Here is a 15,009-nt window from a genome sequence, read left to right as displayed (position 1 = left end):
ACAGGATACGTACCGCCAGGGGGTACTACATTCGCCCCCACATATACATTGTTATTACTGTCTAAGGCTATGTTATAGGCTGCATCAGATAACCCCCCCCCCCAATTGCCTGGCTCCAGCGTACTTGTCCGTCGCAGGTAGTGGAGAAAATAAAAATATCGTTACCGCCCATTTGGTTGCCATAAACCGTTACCGGCTGACCGCCTAATTGCGGCGTGCCGTTTTTTATTTTGGCTACAAAGTAGTAATTATCATCGGTTCCTACTTGTATGTCAAATATCTGTTCTACCTGGTAGTACCAACCGCTTTCACCTAAACTGCCGCCGCCATTCACAGCCCATTGCCAATTGTAGTTTTGAGCTGTAGCTGATATAGAGAAGAGAGAATAGACAATGGAGCATAGAACATAGAAAAGAGTAGGAAATTCTTTGCTTTTTGAGACTCCTTCGGAGTGACAAACTTTATGTTGTTGTAATTTATTATTCATAGTTAGGTATGTTGTTGAATTGATGATTTGTTGAATTGTTTAGAGACTCCTACGGAGTGACAAACTTTATGTTGTTGTAGTTTATTTTTCATAGTTAGGTATGTTGTTGAATTGTTGAATTGTTCAGAGACTCCTACGGAGTGACAAACTGTATATTTTATTTTATTTGGGTTGTTGAGATCCCTCGTTACCTCGGGATGACAAACGGTGTATGGTTATTTGTTTTTTTACATCCCCCTTAATCCCCTTCAAAGGGGGAGTGTTGGGAGGTTATAAAAATAGCATTTATACGTTATACATTATACACTATACAACATAACACATACAACATAGAACATACAACTTCAAAAAACCTACTTCTTAACCACTTTTACCGTAGCGGTGCTGCCTTGGGTGGTGGTGATTTTTATAAAATACGTGCCGGCTGTGGCACCATGCAAGTTGATTTGATTGTTACTATTAAAGTTGCTTTGTTGTATTTGTTGACCCAATACGTTGTACACCTCATAGTTTTGCAGCGTTTCTTGGGTTTCTATGTTTACAATATCGGTAGTTGGGTTGGGGTATACGTTTACGTTGAGTTTATGGAACTTGTCGGTGCTTACTGCTGTACCGCAGGTACTTGCACCAAGCTTTGCTACAAAGAAATCGTAATAGCCAATGCTGCCTAACGCACTTACTGTTCCGCCACTTGTAAATAAACTGCCTTGGTAGCCACCGCCTACCACATAGTTGCCATCGTTATCTACTGCTACGGCTGTGAGCAGGTGGTTTTTACCTGCGCTGCCTTGAATATCGTGCATACCAATTACTGCACCGGTTTGTTTGTTAAAACGCATTAACATAGGATCACTTTCATGACCTTGTGGGCGGTTGATGCTAAAACCATCCCAAATGGTATTACTGCCCATAGTGGCAAAAGCCACTTCGTTGGCATTATTACGCAGTGCCAAGCCATAACCGTAGTATTGTCTGGTGTCTGCTGTGGGTAAGTTATAACCGCTGGGTGTGCGTGCCCATTGCACCGTACCGCTGCTGTTTAACTTGGCAATAAAAGGCATGTTGCCGTTTACTGAAAGACTAAAAGCATACGGGTTTAGAGTTGGATTTTTAGAATTGATTATCTTAATATCTGTGCCGCTTTTTCTGTTTATTTTACCGCCTATATAAATATCGCCGTTGGCGTTATCTAATACCAAATCATTTATACTGTTACCGTCTAAAGAACCATCGATTTCCCGACGCCAGATTTCATTGCCGTTACCTGCGTCTATTGCTAATATATAGGCATTTTTGGTAAATGCTGTACCACCATAACTTAATGGAAAAGGGGTATTGAAACCACCTTCTGAACGAAAGCCTGCCATGTAATAGCGATTATTATTTTCGTCTAACCTAAAGCTAGTATAAGAATCTACCAATTGAGAACCATAATCAAAAGGCAATGCCATACTGCCCAGCAATTGCCCGCTGCTGTTGTAACGCACCAAATAATATTTTAACTTGTCTAGTGCATTATATTGCGAGGGTACCGTTACGGTGTTGTTTAAATGCGAACCGTATAAAAACCCTGCTATAAAATGGATGTTATCGTTACTGTCTATTAATATATCGCTTCATTACTGTCCCATTAAAATTTGGAATTGTTCTTAGAAATATTTGAAATTTAGTTAATTGCATCGGTTTTACTAGCGAACGGACTTGAATTTATAGTTTTGGATTTAGATAATCCAATAGCATATGTTTCAAGATAAATACGTTTTTGCTCAACTTGTTTCGTTTTTCAATCGAAGTAAATTTAATCGTATTGTTGCCAAATATAATGGAGACAAATACGTAAAACATTTCACTTGCTGGAATCAGTTACTTGCTTTGATGTTTGGGCAATTGTCGAATCGCGAAAGTTTGAGAGATTTAATAAACGCTCTTGATGCTCATCACTCAAAATGTTATCATTTAGGAATGGGTAAAAACGTTTCAAGATCTTCTTTGGCAAGAGCTAATCAAGATAGAGACTACCGCATTTTCGAAGAGTATGCCTATTATTTGGTAAGCCAAGCCAGAGCGAAACGTATTTCTGAAATCTTCAAACTCGGAGGGAATGTTTATGCTTTTGATTCAACCACGATTGACTTATGTCTTTCTGTATTCTGGTGGGCAAAGTTCCGAAAGAAAAAAGGAGGGATAAAAGTGCATACATTATACGATGTGGAAACACAGATTCCAACATTTTTCCATATCACCACAGCTTCTGAACATGACTCTAAAGCAATGAACGAAATACCGTATGAATCAGAATCGTATTACGTCTTTGACCGCGCTTATAACAACTTCAAGATGTTGTATAAAATTCATCAGATCGGAGCCTTCTTCGTTATCAGAACAAAGAAGAATCTTCAATATAAGTCTATTAAATGGAAGCGTAGATTGCCTAAAAACATACTTTCAGATGCAACAATTGAATTGACAGGATTTTATCCCAAACAATACTATCCTAAACACTTACGATTGGTCAAATATTGGGATGAGCAACAAAATCGAGAATTTGTTTTCTTAACCAATGCTATGCAAATTTCTGCGCTTCAAGTTGCAGAACTTTATAGAAATCGCTGGCAAGTCGAGCTCTTTTTTAAATGGTTAAAACAACATCTTAGAATTAAAAAGTTTTGGGGAACTACTGAAAATGCAGTTCGCATACAACTCTATGTCGCAATATGTACTTATTGTTTGGTTGCAATCGTCCAAAAAGATATGCAACTTGATAGAACCACATATGAAATTTTGCAAATACTGAGTATATCATTAACCGACAAAACAAAACTTAGAGACCTTTTTGATAAAACTAAATTTCAAAATGACAATGAACGAAATAGGCTTAATGAGCCAAGTTTGTTTAATTTTTAATACGTCACAATTTTAATGGGACACTAGTGATATCGCTTATTGATGAATCATCTGTTACATCTGATACATCTCCCTGCAACGCACGTTTCCATATAAACTGCCCGTTGGTATTGTATTTTACCAAAAACGTGGTTTTATAATAATCACTTACGGTAGTGGGTGTAGCAGGGGGTCCGGGTAGGGCTTCGGTAGTGCTGAAATGTACCGGATAATTAACAGAACCATGCATTACACTTGCCCCTACATATATATTATTGTTACTGTCTAATGCTATTTTAAAAGCTCTATCAAAAGCTGCCCCCCCCCAATTGCCTGATTCCAGCGCACTTGTCCATCGCAGGTGGTTGAAAATAAAAAGATATCGTTGTTGGTAGCGATGTTGTTATATACTATTACCGATTGCCCGTTTAGTTGTGGGTTGCTACCGGCTATGCTGGCAACAAAATAGTAATTGTTGTTGTTGTCTATTGCAATATCATAAATTTGCTCTGCATAAATGTGCCACCCCCCACTAGACACGCCTGCGCCGCTACTGCCTCCTTTGATTGCCCATTGCCATTGGTAGGGTTGGGCGGTGACTGGGAGGGAGCATAGTATTAAGAGAATAGCATATAGAACATAGAAAATAGTTGGTGACTCTTTGCTTTTTGAGACTCCTTCGGAGTGACAAACTGTTGTGTGTAGTTTATTTTTCATAGTTGTATGTTGTTGATTTGTTGATTTGTTGAATTGTTTAGATACTCCTACAGAGTGACAAACTGTGTGTTTTATTTGGTTTTGCTGAGATCCCTCGTTGCCTCGGGATGACAAACTGTATGGTTATTCGGTTTGGTTGGTTTAAAATGTTTATTGTTTGTTTGTTATGCTGTAAGCTTGTTTTAGACTCCTACGGAGCAACAAACTGTATGTTTAATTTAATTTTATTTTGGTTTTATGGTTTATTTGTTGAATTGATGATTTTGTTGCTGAGCTCGTCGAAGCATCGGTTTTTTACATCCCCCTCCACCCTCTTCAAAGGGTAAATAGGAAAGTGTATCGATGATTTAATTTTCAAAAAAACCACGTGTGCTTTTAGACCAAACCTAAGGTGCTTTTGAATAAAACCACGCGTGCAACTAACTAAAACCACGCGTGGTTTAAACAACAAATACATAGGTGTTCTAAAAATTATTTTACTCGTTGCAGTGTGGCTGCTTTTAACGCATCGGTAATACGCTTGCCGGGACGGTAGTTTGCTTTTACGTTTTTAATATGCTTCTGAGCAGTAAACTCTTCGGGTGTTGCGATGCCTTCACTTGATAAAGAAGGATATAAAGAACCTAATTTATCTAAACGGACAATTTTACTGTTTGTAAGCGCATCTTGTATCACGTTTTCAAGCGCTATGATAACCCCACGGATATCGGCTTCGCTGAGTGCACTGAATTTTTCAATAGCTTTCACTATGTCATCAACCGTTTGCTCGCCATCGGTTGCCATATTTGCATACCATTTCTTTGTACCGCCACCTACTACACCCGGCTCTCCTTTCTGAATTAATTTGTACTTAATTGCCATAATTTATTTGTTTTAAAGGGTTTATATTTTGTGTTTTTAAATTTTTAAGAACCCACACGCAGAGGTGCTGCATGTGGGAAAGGGCAAATAATTAGGGATTTTCTTTTTCGCTTTTCTTTTAATTTTTTGCTATTTCTACTAAAGCCACATTAAACAATGCATTTGCTGTGCTTTGCTCAAAACCTTTTACAGCAGCTAAAATTTTTCTCTTTTTCCAAATATCTACTTCAGGAGGAGTTGTGGTATCAACTAGCCACATTGCAATAAACCGCAGTTGCTTTTTTTCGGTGAGCGTTAACAAAATATCACGTTCTATGGTGGTTAAAAGTATATCATAGTTGGGGTTTTCTTGTAAAAAGGCTGTTAAATAACTTTTCATAGTTACCGAAACATCTAAATTATTGTACGCTGTTTCATAGTTTGTTAAAAATACTTGTGCTTCGCTAGTGGTTGGTGCAGAAAAGTTTAATGGTTTTAAATCGTTATAAAGTACCACTTGCATAGAAGCCGAATCTAACCGCACTATTTTTTCAGCTAGGGTACTGTTACTCGTGGTACTATAATTATTGGTATAGCTTTGCACCAATTGTCCGGCAATAAATGCCCAATCGGTACGTGCAGGTTTTGCTGTATGATTGTTGTTTACCACTATTGATGGATTGACAAATTGTTCTTCGTCAGTAAACGAACATGCTGCGATGCAGATTAAAAAAACAAAATAAAAAAGGTGGGTAATTTTATTCATAATATATAGTTTTTAAAAATGATTTATAGTTGGGTTGATTTTGTACGTGGTAGGAAGTAATCAAATGTACACCCATGGTTTCGTATGTGCAAAAAGTTGTTGTGCACTTTGATCAAAATGCAGTTGCAAAATCGTAAAAACCATTAATTAACAAGGTTTTATGTTTCAAAAAAAAAGTTGTACATTTGGATAAACCAATCCCATATACCTGAAAAATGCGCTTTTTACACCTGCTTTTTTATCTATTTACAGTGTCATTTTGTGCCACTGCCCAATCTGATACCAAAAAAAATATCGCCCATCATTCGTTAAATGAGATGCGCGAAAAACTAAATGTGCTTACTAAAAAAGATTCGGTTACTTATTACAATTGGTTACATGCTTACATAAAAAAAGGGAAGGCTTCGCAAAATACCGAGCATTTATTTAATGCGTACAAGCACTTTGTTTTTACTACCGATGATCCGAAAGTGATGCATCTTTTTACCGATAGTTTAACCCAACAAGCTTTAAAAATTAATGAACCTTTACATCTTATTGATACCTATCAAATACGTTCAACCGTTTTTTATATCGAGAAAAATTACCAACAATCTTTAGCATACGAATTAAAAGCGTTGCAGCTAATTGATCAAAAAAAACACGCATACGAATACCACCGATCCCTCTATGCTGTTGGGCAAACCTATTTTTATTTGCAGCAATATGAAGATGCTTTGGGGTATTTTGAAAAAGCCCGTATGTTTTTTGATGGTTCTAGCAGCTACAAATATCAGTTAGGCTTCATGAATTCGATTCGGTATGAAGCGCTCACCCATACCTATTTAAAAAACTATTCGTATAGCAATGAACTTATTGATAAAGGTTTTTCGCAACTCCCTAAAATTACACCCGATGAACAAAATTTTGAGAAAGCTTATATCAATTACGTATATGCTTTAAACCTGCACTTTTTAAACGACTACCAAAAAAGTATTGCCACGTTTAAAAGTGCTTTACCCGAAATTAAAACGAATGAAGATTATGCCAACGAAAGTATTGCGTATTATTATATGGGTGTAAACTATTGGAAATTGGACAAAAAAGAAGATGCAATTGCGTATTTTAATAAAGTGGATGCCTTTTTTCAGGAAAAAAACTATGCAAACTTGGAAACGAAAGAGGCCTATACTTATTTAATGGATTATTACAAACAGCAAAAGAATGAAGAGAAACAGTTGTATTACACCAATCAATTGCTAAAGGTGACCGTGTTTTTGCAGAACGAATACCGTTTTTTAAGTACCGCTTTGCACAAGCAGCTCGATATTAAACATTTAGAAAGCGAAAAAGCGCGTTTGGAATATTCATTGCAAACCAAAAGCCGATTATTTACAGCAGCTATTGTGGGTGGATCGCTTCTTTTAATAGGATTTGCTGTGGCACTGCTATGGAACTACCTCAAAAAGAAAGAATATTCTAAAAGATACAACGAACTGGTTGCCCAACGCAAAAACGCAAAAGCGGAAGAAAAAACGCAACTTACAGAAATTGTAAAACCAACACTTGTTGTTTCAGATATTCCAACTAATGTACCAGAAGCTTCTACAACAGTGGATTTGAACGCTCAAGAAGAAGTTAAGGAAGCAGAAGTCCCTGCTTCTACAGACGCATTGACTGCAACGCCTGAAATTTCACAACCCACTGAAAAAGAAATAAATAGCATTTCTAAGAAAAACGAACGCTCAACTGTTACCGGAGCAAGCAATAAGGCGTGGGAAAGTATCACGCAGTATTTAGAAGTTTTTGAAGAAAATCAAGGTTTTTTGGACCCAAATGTAAATTTAAATCAATTGGCCGTTTTGTTTGAAACCAACCGAAGCTATCTTTCAAGTTATATCAATGCAAGTAAAGGAAAAACTTTTACAGATTATGTGAACCAATTGCGTATTGATTATTTGCTGGCACAATTTGAGACCAATCCGCAATGGATTCATTATAAAATCAGTCACATTGCTAAATTATTGGGTTTTCCAAGCAGTAGAAGTTTTTCAAACGCTTTTCTTAAATGCACGGGCATTTCGCCGTCTTTTTATATTGGTCAACTAAAAGAAGAAGTGCAAACATAACTCGTAGTATATTGCCCTTAAAATTTGCCTGCACGATATGTTTTTATTTTTTACAACAAATCATCATCGGCAAAACTAAAATAACCGTTTTGGGTGATGATTAAATGATCTAAAAGCTGAATGTCTAAACTTTTTCCCGCCAATTTTATTTTTTGAGTAATGTCTTTATCTGCTGTACTGGGCGTTAATTGTCCCGATGGATGGTTGTGCACAATAATGATAGAAGTAGCTAAATACTCTAAAGCGGTTTTGAAAATTAAACGAATGTCAACTACAGTTTGAGTGAGTCCGCCCTTGCTTAGTTGCAGTTTATAAATCACTTTGTTGCTGTTATTGAGCAATAAAACCCAAAACTCCTCGTGTGGCAAATCGCCAATAATGGGTTGCATGAGTTTACACACATCGCCGGCACTGCCAATTTTGGTAAGCTGTTTTGTTTCTGAAATTTGCAATCGTTTTGCCAGTTCCAATGCCGCTACAATGGTGATTGCCTTTGCCTCGCCAATGCCTTTAAACTGCATTAATTGTTGAATGCTTTGCTTTTGAAGTTGATGCAATTGATTGTTGTTTTGCTGCAAAATGCGTTTACACAAATCCACAGCGCTTTCATTGCGACTGCCCGATCCTATCAAAATAGCAATCAATTCGGCATCGCTCAATGCATTTTTGCCTTTATACAATAATTTTTCGCGTGGTTGATCGTCTTCGCTCCAATTTTTTATAGAGAAATGTTTATCTTCGTTACTCATGCCCAAATAATTAACGCTTATAAATATATGAAAGTATTTTTATTTTTTTTGATTTTAGTTGGATTTAGTTCGTGCACTTTGAAAAGTCAGGAAAGTTTTAATGCTGCTTTAGTTTCTTCTGATGAAACCACCACACAGAAAGATACCATTACCGATGATGTTTCTGATTTCAGAAAAAAACTATCTGAAAAAGCCCTTTCTATCATTGATGCTTCGGTTCGATACACACCCGATTATGTTGCTATTGACTATCCAAATGGTGATGTCCCTGCAAAAACCGGAGTTTGTACCGATGTGGTGATTCGATCGTACAGAAAATTAGGCATCGATTTACAAAAAGAGGTGCATGAAGATATGCGCGCTAATTTTAGCATCTATCCGAAAAATTGGGGAGCAACAAAAACCGATACCAATATTGATCATAGACGCGTGCCTAATTTAGAAACTTTTTTCAGTAGAAAAGGAAAGAAACTACAAGTAACGCAAAACCCTGATGATTATAAAACGGGAGCTATTGTCACGTGGATGATTAACGATAAGCTGCCACATATTGGCATTGTGACCAACCAACTTTCTAAAGACGGTAAACGCCGATTGATTGTTCACAACGTGGGCGGCGGACAGGTATTGGAAGATTGTTTGTTTAAATACACCATTGTGGGTCATTTTGTTTATGAGGGGTAATTGTTGTATTTTGGATTATGTTTTCTAAAATCACTTTTGCTTTCAAAACTATGATTACCTAGAATATCATGAAGATTCAATTCACGAATTAATCCCAATTTATAATAGTGAATTAATTCTTTTCTAAAAGAAAACATGTGAATTTCGTTCAATAGTTTAAATTGATATTTAGTAACTGTTCCATCTTTAAAATAAACAGTCAAAAAATTATTGATTCCTAAAGAATATAAAGGATCATATAAAGTATTACTTGGTCTTCTTCTATCTTCAAAATCGTAACAAATAATTTCTATTGATCTAAATTCAGAAAATTCAATTCGATTGTTCATGATTTCTAAAAAATCATTATGAAAATGTATTTTTCCAATTACTTGATAGGCTATGTTTTCACTTCTATACAAATTACCTATTTGAATATAAAAAAAATAAAATAGGATATATACAAAAAGAAAGATTCCAAGGAAGATTGCAACAAAATCCGGAAGATATTTGTGAAAGAGTAAAGCAATTATTGGAATTAAAATTACTACATATAGTCCTTTATTAACAAAAACATAGAATTTATTTGGTGGTTTGGGCAGAACCTCAACAATACTTAAACCTTCTTCAGCATACGCTCTCATAAAATCACTTTTTACGAATATACTAAATTGTTGGTATGCTCTTATTTATTCAAACAAAAAATCCTACAAAGCTTTTAAAAACCTTGTAGGATAAATTATAATTATAAAGTCTCTTTAAATTATTCTATAATACTTTGAACTTCATCAAAATTCAGTCCGCCGTAATTGCCGGAACTCATCAATAATAAAACCGAATCGGTGAAATCTTGTACCAATAAAAACGATTTAAACGCTTGGGGATTGGTGTAAACAATTAAATTTTCACGATTAAACGCTTGTTCAATCTGTTCTTTTGTTACTTCTTCCAACTTTTTAATAGCAACCGCATCGGGCGAATAAAACACCACCGCCACATCGGCAGCATCTAACGCACCTTGATATTCCGTTAAAAACTGGGCGTTTAAACTGCTGTATGTATGCAGTTCTAAACATGCAACTAACTTTTTGTTGGGATATTGCTTTTTAACCGCCTGTGTAGTTGCCGACACTTTACTTGGCGAATGTGCAAAATCTTTATAAGCAACTGCGGTTTCTGTTGCAGCAATTTTTTCTAATCGTTTGCTGGCTCCTTTGAACGATGCAATGGCTTCGTAAAACTCCGCTTCATCGATTCCCATATTTTGACAAATCCATTTAGCACCTGCTAAATTACTTAAATTATGTGCACCAAAAACTTCAATAGGCATGGCTCCGTCTAAGGTTTCTAAATACGTAATTCCGTTGTCAATGGTGTATTCTGGTAACGAATAAGGCATTTTGCGGATTGGTTTTTCGGCTTCTTCGGCAATTTGTTTTACAACCGCATCGTCTTCGTTATAAACCAAAATGCCGCCGTTGGTGATTTTATCGATAAATATTTTAAACTGTTCTACATAGTTTTCAAACGTTGGAAACACATTGATATGATCCCACGCAATTCCGCTTATCAAGGCGATATTTGGTTGATACAAATGAAATTTCGGACGTAAATCGGTGGGTGATGACAGGTATTCATCGCCTTCAATCACCATAAAATCATTTTCTTGGGTTAAATGCACCATATTGGTAAACCCTTCCAACTGTGCACCAACCAAAAAATCTACTGCTACATTGTGATAGTTCATCACGTGCAGAATCATGGAAGTAATGGTTGTTTTTCCGTGCGATCCACCAATAACCACGCGGGTTTTGTTTTTTGAATGTTCAAAAATAAATTCTGGATACGAATAAATTTTCAATCCTAATTCTTGCGCTTTCAGCAATTCTGGATTATCTGCCTTTGCGTGCATTCCCAAAATTACGGCATCAATTTCATTGGTGATTTTTTCTGCAAACCATCCTTCTGCTGCCGGAAGTAAACCTTTTGCCTGCAAACGCGATTTCGATGGTTCAAAAATAGCATCATCGCTGCCTGTAACCACATCGCCTTTATCGTGTAAAGCCAAAGCCAAATTGTGCATGGCGCTGCCGCCTATTGCTATAAAATGTACGCGCATTGTTTTTTGTTTTTTGATAATCAAAAGTACGTTTTTTTAAGGGAATTGGAAAACAGAATCAAGAAGAAAGAAAAGAGATTTTATTGCTCTACAAAAAAGTCTTCATCTAAATGTTTTACTTCGTAAGTCTGTTTAATTTGCACTCCGATATTGATTTTTTTTCAATAAACTATTAAACATAAAACACCCAACCGAAACACTTCAGTCTCTTAATCTAACTAAATCACTTATACTATGGTGTATTTTTTTACTCTTCAGTTTGACTTAAAATCCAATTTGTCCAACCTATAATTGTTGATGCTCTTCTGAAATATGTCGATTCTGAACCAACATTATACAACTTGTAGCGCTTCATTATTTCTACGATCGTTTCTTTGTTTGGCATTTCTCCGTTGTCAAGATAAAGTTTCAATGTTTCTTTAAATGCTTTGTGAGAAACAATTAGTCTTACAAATTCCTTTTGTCTGTCAATAAGGTTTAAATTAAAAACTTGCTTTCCTTTTGTTGTTAAGAAACAACCTGTTTGTCCTGTTAATGGATCTCGCCCTGTAGCAATTAATCCTAAATATTTTCCTGCGTTAGAATAATAGTCGGTTTGTCGTCCGTCAAAGTCATAGTTTTGAGTAATATCCTCTTTTGAAATAAACTCTTTTTGCTTCAAAAGTTCACAAAGATTGATTACCCTTTCAAAACTATCAGCTTGTGGAAAAGGAATTTCAGGTTCTTTTACAGTTTTTGTAGTGTCAATAATTTGGACTAATGCTTCAAGGTTAAAACTGCCTTCCTGAACAACATATTTTCTGTGTCTGACAAGGACAAGAGAGTTGTAATGATTTACGTTAGAAAACGCATATTCTCTTAAATGAAAAACTCCATTTGAATAAGTCAAAAATATTGGGCGAACTTGTTTTTGGATTTTACTACTCCAAAGTTTAAACGGATAATAAAGCTGTCTTACAAGAAAATCGTCCGAGATATAATTTTTAGCTTCAATTAGATTTAACGAATTGTCTCCCTCATAACCTCCATCAATTTCTACCTGTGAATTACCTACATTGACATTAAATAACCCTTTAGATGAGTTAATACCAAAGTTAAATGTAGACGAACTCATTCGTCCACTAACAGTCGGTAATAAATTTTCTTCTTCTGTAAAATTGTGAAGAATTTTTGATACAAAAGCACAGTTGATAGCTGTGGCTTCACTTGTTATATCACGATAATCAAGACTTTCTAAAAATGTAGGAAATTCAATTGGCGAAACTTCAATTTCGTCTGTGTTGAAGTCGCAAAACGTTTCAAACTCTCCAATAACATAACCACCTCTTGAAGTTGATAAGATTGAAAGTTTGTTGTCTGCAAAAAGTTTTGGGCGTGTCCCTTCGGGTCGGGCTATCCGCTACAAGTCCTCGCTCGTTCCTCGCTGTGGGCTTTTCGCTACTATCCCTCACGCAGAAAGCGTATGAAATTTTGAATAGTAAATATTGTCTTTTGAAAAGTATTGTAAATGTCCTTCATTCGGAATATACAGTAAATCATTGCCTATTTTTTGTACATTGAAATCTTCTTTTTCTGATATTTCAAAAAAATCTTCAATCCAACAAATTGCCATTTCCTCAGTAGTAAATTCTTCAACCCAACAATCTTCGGTATAATTATCAAATGCTATCCAAACATCTCCTTCTAGAAAATAACCACTACAAATATGGCTTTCTCTGTTTTCTAAATTTTGTTTAAGAATTTGACTTGCTTTTTCGCCTGTATAAATCATCATGTTTGGTTTAATTTTTTTTCTTATAAGTTCCTCTTGAAACAAATTCGATAACACCTTTATCCCGTAATACTTGAAGTTGCTGTCTAATTTTATCTTTGATAAAGTGATTATTTGGATATTTTAATTTCAATTCAGCTTCAAATTTATATACATCTTCAAGTCTAAAATTTCTATTCGGAATTAAATCAACACAATTTAAAATATCAATTAGCCAGCCTCGAGATTTCTGGTTTACACTTTTTAAAAATTCTGTTTCTTTCCATTTCTCTATAACTAAATCTCTATCAATTATTTCTGAATTTTTAATGAGAAAAATTCTTCCAGAAGAAGGGATTTTATCTAATAAAATATTACAACCAGTCCAACCCGCTCTCCTTGCGTTTTCAGAAAGTGGTTTTCTCTTTTCAATAAAATCAGGAACAAAATAGTGTTTAGGAATTATTAAAAAATCACGTACACTCCAGTTTAATTTATCGTAAGTTAAAAAGAAAAAATTGGGATTGTTATCTGCTTCAATACGATTTATCATTGTGTGATAAGCTCCATCAACAATCTTTTTTGATAATAATCCATCTTTACTTTTTAATTCATATTCTTGAGAGCAATTTTTGCAATAAAAATCTGCAACAGGTGAATTGTTACTAAATTGTTCTAAATATGGATTATTGCAATTAGGGCAAAAAGAATTTTTTTTAACCCAACTTTCAGTCAATACTCTTGAGATTTGAGATTTGCTTGTATAATTACTTGCTAAAGTTAAATCAAACTTTAAATCCATTACGCAACCATATTTAACACTTCATCAACTTCACCTCGGTCTGCACCGTTAGAGTTAATTGCTCTGTTTGCTTTTACAATAGTTATTTTATAGTCTTTATATAGGTCTTTAATAAACTCTGCTGATGAATTTGAAAGCAGGAATTTTACTCCTCTTTTATGTAATTCATCACAAGCAGTTTTTAGGTCAATTTGGTCATATATATTCCAACCGCCTTGAACGTAGCCAGTAAAATTTGAACTTTCAGAAATTGGATGATACGGTGGGTCTAGATACACAAAACACTTTTTATCTACTTGTTTCAAAATTTCAGAATAGTCACCGCTCTTGATATCTATATTATTACTATTAAGAAATTTATTTACAGCCTTTAAGGTTGGTTCATTTACAATATTTGGATTTTTGTATCTACCAAAAGGCGAATTAAATTCGCCTGCATTGTTTACTCTATAAAGCCCATTAAAGCAAGTTTTATTTAAAAAAATCACTCTCGACGCTCTTTGAACATCAGTAAGTTTTTTAAACTCTCCGTTTCTGTCTAAACTTCTTATTGAATAAAAATATTCAGCTTCGTTTTTATGTTTTTTAAGATCAGCAATTAGTTCGTCTAGATTGCTTTTAATGACTTTATAAACATTAATTAATTCATCATTATAGTCATTAATAATTGCGTTTTTGGGTTGCAAATTAAATAACACAGCACCTCCACCAATAAATGGCTCAATATATTTGTAATCCTTAATATTTTCAGGCAAATGCTCAACAATTGAAGGCATAAGTTGTCTTTTGCCTCCAACCCATTTTAGAAATGGTCCTACTAATTTATTGTTCTTTGCCATTTTAGATTACTCCTGTTATTAATTTTATGTGTGCTAATTTAATGATTTTTCGATAATTCTTGAGCGACATTTCTCTCGAAAAAAATTATTTTATATTATATATAACGCAATAACAATCTTTTTAAGAAAAACTATTACTGCAATATACATTTATTTTAACAAAAATTAAATCTTCTTGAGATTCCTCCTTCGTCGGAATGACAAACTATGTGAAATTTTGTGAGTGATTTAAACAATGACAAGCTGAAATAACAAAAAAGAGTAAAAACATAATACTCTTAATCTT

The 15,009-nt window shown here is 35.0% G+C and carries 16 protein-coding genes; 3 read left to right on the top strand and 13 right to left on the bottom strand.

Annotated features, from left to right (window positions below; all coding sequences use genetic code 11):
- Positions 1-67: 67 nt before the first annotated feature.
- Entirely contained in the window at positions 68-487 is a 420-nt protein-coding gene (locus NPX36_RS07800; protein WP_257498178.1) for a hypothetical protein, read from the bottom strand.
- A 353-nt stretch (positions 488-840) separates the two neighbouring features.
- Positions 841-1,974 (bottom strand): T9SS type A sorting domain-containing protein, encoded by a 1,134-nt coding sequence (locus NPX36_RS07795; RefSeq protein ID WP_257498177.1) that lies wholly within the window; start codon positions 1,972-1,974, stop codon positions 841-843.
- A gap of 253 nt (positions 1,975-2,227) precedes the next feature.
- On the opposite strand from NPX36_RS07795, the gene NPX36_RS07790 reads away from it, so the two are divergent.
- Positions 2,228-3,391, top strand: a complete 1,164-nt coding sequence (locus NPX36_RS07790) for an IS4 family transposase (RefSeq protein WP_257498176.1) — start codon at positions 2,228-2,230, stop codon at positions 3,389-3,391.
- 4 nt (positions 3,392-3,395) lie between these two features.
- Here NPX36_RS07790 and NPX36_RS07785 read toward each other — a convergent pair whose 3' ends face one another.
- From NPX36_RS07785 to NPX36_RS07770, 4 genes are all read right to left on the bottom strand, one after another.
- On the bottom strand, positions 3,396-3,620 hold the full coding sequence (locus NPX36_RS07785; RefSeq protein WP_257498175.1) for a hypothetical protein: 225 nt from the start codon (positions 3,618-3,620) through the stop codon (positions 3,396-3,398).
- A 41-nt stretch (positions 3,621-3,661) separates the two neighbouring features.
- The gene (locus NPX36_RS07780; RefSeq protein ID WP_257498174.1) at positions 3,662-4,087 is read right to left on the bottom strand and encodes a hypothetical protein; all 426 of its coding nucleotides are present in this window, start codon (positions 4,085-4,087) and stop codon (positions 3,662-3,664) included.
- Between the two features lie 471 nt (positions 4,088-4,558).
- Complete coding sequence (locus NPX36_RS07775; protein WP_257498173.1) at positions 4,559-4,948, bottom strand: HU family DNA-binding protein; 390 nt, start codon at positions 4,946-4,948, stop codon at positions 4,559-4,561.
- Between the two features lie 118 nt (positions 4,949-5,066).
- Positions 5,067-5,693: a hypothetical protein gene (locus NPX36_RS07770; RefSeq protein ID WP_257498172.1), complete on the bottom strand. Its 627-nt coding sequence runs from the start codon at positions 5,691-5,693 to the stop codon at positions 5,067-5,069.
- A 215-nt stretch (positions 5,694-5,908) separates the two neighbouring features.
- On the opposite strand from NPX36_RS07770, the gene NPX36_RS07765 reads away from it, so the two are divergent.
- A complete protein-coding gene (locus NPX36_RS07765) occupies positions 5,909-7,801 on the top strand; it encodes an AraC family transcriptional regulator (RefSeq protein ID WP_257498171.1) in 1,893 nt (630 codons plus the stop codon).
- 50 nt (positions 7,802-7,851) lie between these two features.
- Here the strand turns inward: NPX36_RS07765 and radC are convergent, their stop codons facing one another.
- Complete coding sequence (gene radC, locus NPX36_RS07760; protein ID WP_257498170.1) at positions 7,852-8,550, bottom strand: RadC family protein; 699 nt, start codon at positions 8,548-8,550, stop codon at positions 7,852-7,854.
- Between the two features lie 27 nt (positions 8,551-8,577).
- On the opposite strand from radC, the gene NPX36_RS07755 reads away from it, so the two are divergent.
- Positions 8,578-9,234, top strand: coding sequence for a DUF1287 domain-containing protein (locus NPX36_RS07755; protein WP_257498169.1), 657 nt, complete (start codon positions 8,578-8,580; stop codon positions 9,232-9,234).
- On the opposite strand, the gene NPX36_RS07750 is transcribed toward NPX36_RS07755, so the two are convergent.
- The 6 genes from NPX36_RS07750 to NPX36_RS07725 form a co-directional block, all read right to left on the bottom strand.
- Positions 9,222-9,857 carry a hypothetical protein gene (locus NPX36_RS07750; protein ID WP_257498168.1) on the bottom strand — a complete coding sequence of 212 codons (636 nt, stop codon included), beginning with the start codon at positions 9,855-9,857 and terminating at the stop codon, positions 9,222-9,224. The two genes, NPX36_RS07755 and NPX36_RS07750, sit on opposite strands and share 13 nt — an antisense overlap.
- 119 nt (positions 9,858-9,976) lie before the next feature.
- Positions 9,977-11,332 carry a UDP-N-acetylmuramate--L-alanine ligase gene (locus NPX36_RS07745; protein ID WP_257498167.1) on the bottom strand — a complete coding sequence of 452 codons (1,356 nt, stop codon included), beginning with the start codon at positions 11,330-11,332 and terminating at the stop codon, positions 9,977-9,979.
- A gap of 247 nt (positions 11,333-11,579) precedes the next feature.
- Positions 11,580-12,644 (bottom strand): DUF6997 domain-containing protein, encoded by a 1,065-nt coding sequence (locus tag NPX36_RS07740; protein WP_397376468.1) that lies wholly within the window; start codon positions 12,642-12,644, stop codon positions 11,580-11,582.
- 135 nt (positions 12,645-12,779) lie between these two features.
- Positions 12,780-13,106, bottom strand: a complete 327-nt coding sequence (locus NPX36_RS07735; protein ID WP_257498165.1) for a hypothetical protein — start codon at positions 13,104-13,106, stop codon at positions 12,780-12,782.
- 7 nt (positions 13,107-13,113) lie between these two features.
- Entirely contained in the window at positions 13,114-13,884 is a 771-nt protein-coding gene (locus NPX36_RS07730) for a DpnI domain-containing protein (protein WP_257498164.1), read from the bottom strand.
- On the bottom strand, positions 13,884-14,723 hold the full coding sequence (locus tag NPX36_RS07725; protein ID WP_257498163.1) for a DNA adenine methylase: 840 nt from the start codon (positions 14,721-14,723) through the stop codon (positions 13,884-13,886). Before NPX36_RS07725 ends, NPX36_RS07730 begins: the two co-directional genes overlap by 1 nt.
- Positions 14,724-15,009 lie beyond the last annotated feature (286 nt).

Source organism: Paenimyroides aestuarii, from assembly GCF_024628805.1.
GTDB classification, from domain to species: domain Bacteria; phylum Bacteroidota; class Bacteroidia; order Flavobacteriales; family Flavobacteriaceae; genus Flavobacterium; species Flavobacterium aestuarii_A.
The sequence above is the reverse complement of the archived record's forward strand: the minus strand, read 5'-3'. Positions and strand labels throughout refer to the sequence as shown.

Bases quoted from the DNA above. Each gene is read 5' to 3' on its own strand.
- NPX36_RS07800 (WP_257498178.1), bottom strand. From the start codon at position 487: ATGAATAATAAATTACAACAACATAAAGTTTGTCACTCCGAAGGAGTC.
- NPX36_RS07790 (WP_257498176.1), top strand. From the start codon at position 2,228: ATGTTTCAAGATAAATACGTTTTTGCTCAACTTGTTTCGTTTTTCAAT.
- NPX36_RS07785 (WP_257498175.1), bottom strand. From the start codon at position 3,620: ATGCATGGTTCTGTTAATTATCCGGTACATTTCAGCACTACCGAAGCC.
- NPX36_RS07780 (WP_257498174.1), bottom strand. From the start codon at position 4,087: ATGAAAAATAAACTACACACAACAGTTTGTCACTCCGAAGGAGTCTCA.
- NPX36_RS07775 (WP_257498173.1), bottom strand. From the start codon at position 4,948: ATGGCAATTAAGTACAAATTAATTCAGAAAGGAGAGCCGGGTGTAGTA.
- NPX36_RS07770 (WP_257498172.1), bottom strand. From the start codon at position 5,693: ATGAATAAAATTACCCACCTTTTTTATTTTGTTTTTTTAATCTGCATC.
- NPX36_RS07765 (WP_257498171.1), top strand. From the start codon at position 5,909: ATGCGCTTTTTACACCTGCTTTTTTATCTATTTACAGTGTCATTTTGT.
- radC (WP_257498170.1), bottom strand. From the start codon at position 8,550: ATGAGTAACGAAGATAAACATTTCTCTATAAAAAATTGGAGCGAAGAC.
- NPX36_RS07755 (WP_257498169.1), top strand. From the start codon at position 8,578: ATGAAAGTATTTTTATTTTTTTTGATTTTAGTTGGATTTAGTTCGTGC.
- NPX36_RS07750 (WP_257498168.1), bottom strand. From the start codon at position 9,857: ATGAGAGCGTATGCTGAAGAAGGTTTAAGTATTGTTGAGGTTCTGCCC.
- NPX36_RS07745 (WP_257498167.1), bottom strand. From the start codon at position 11,332: ATGCGCGTACATTTTATAGCAATAGGCGGCAGCGCCATGCACAATTTG.
- NPX36_RS07735 (WP_257498165.1), bottom strand. From the start codon at position 13,106: ATGATGATTTATACAGGCGAAAAAGCAAGTCAAATTCTTAAACAAAAT.
- NPX36_RS07730 (WP_257498164.1), bottom strand. From the start codon at position 13,884: ATGGATTTAAAGTTTGATTTAACTTTAGCAAGTAATTATACAAGCAAA.
- NPX36_RS07725 (WP_257498163.1), bottom strand. From the start codon at position 14,723: ATGGCAAAGAACAATAAATTAGTAGGACCATTTCTAAAATGGGTTGGA.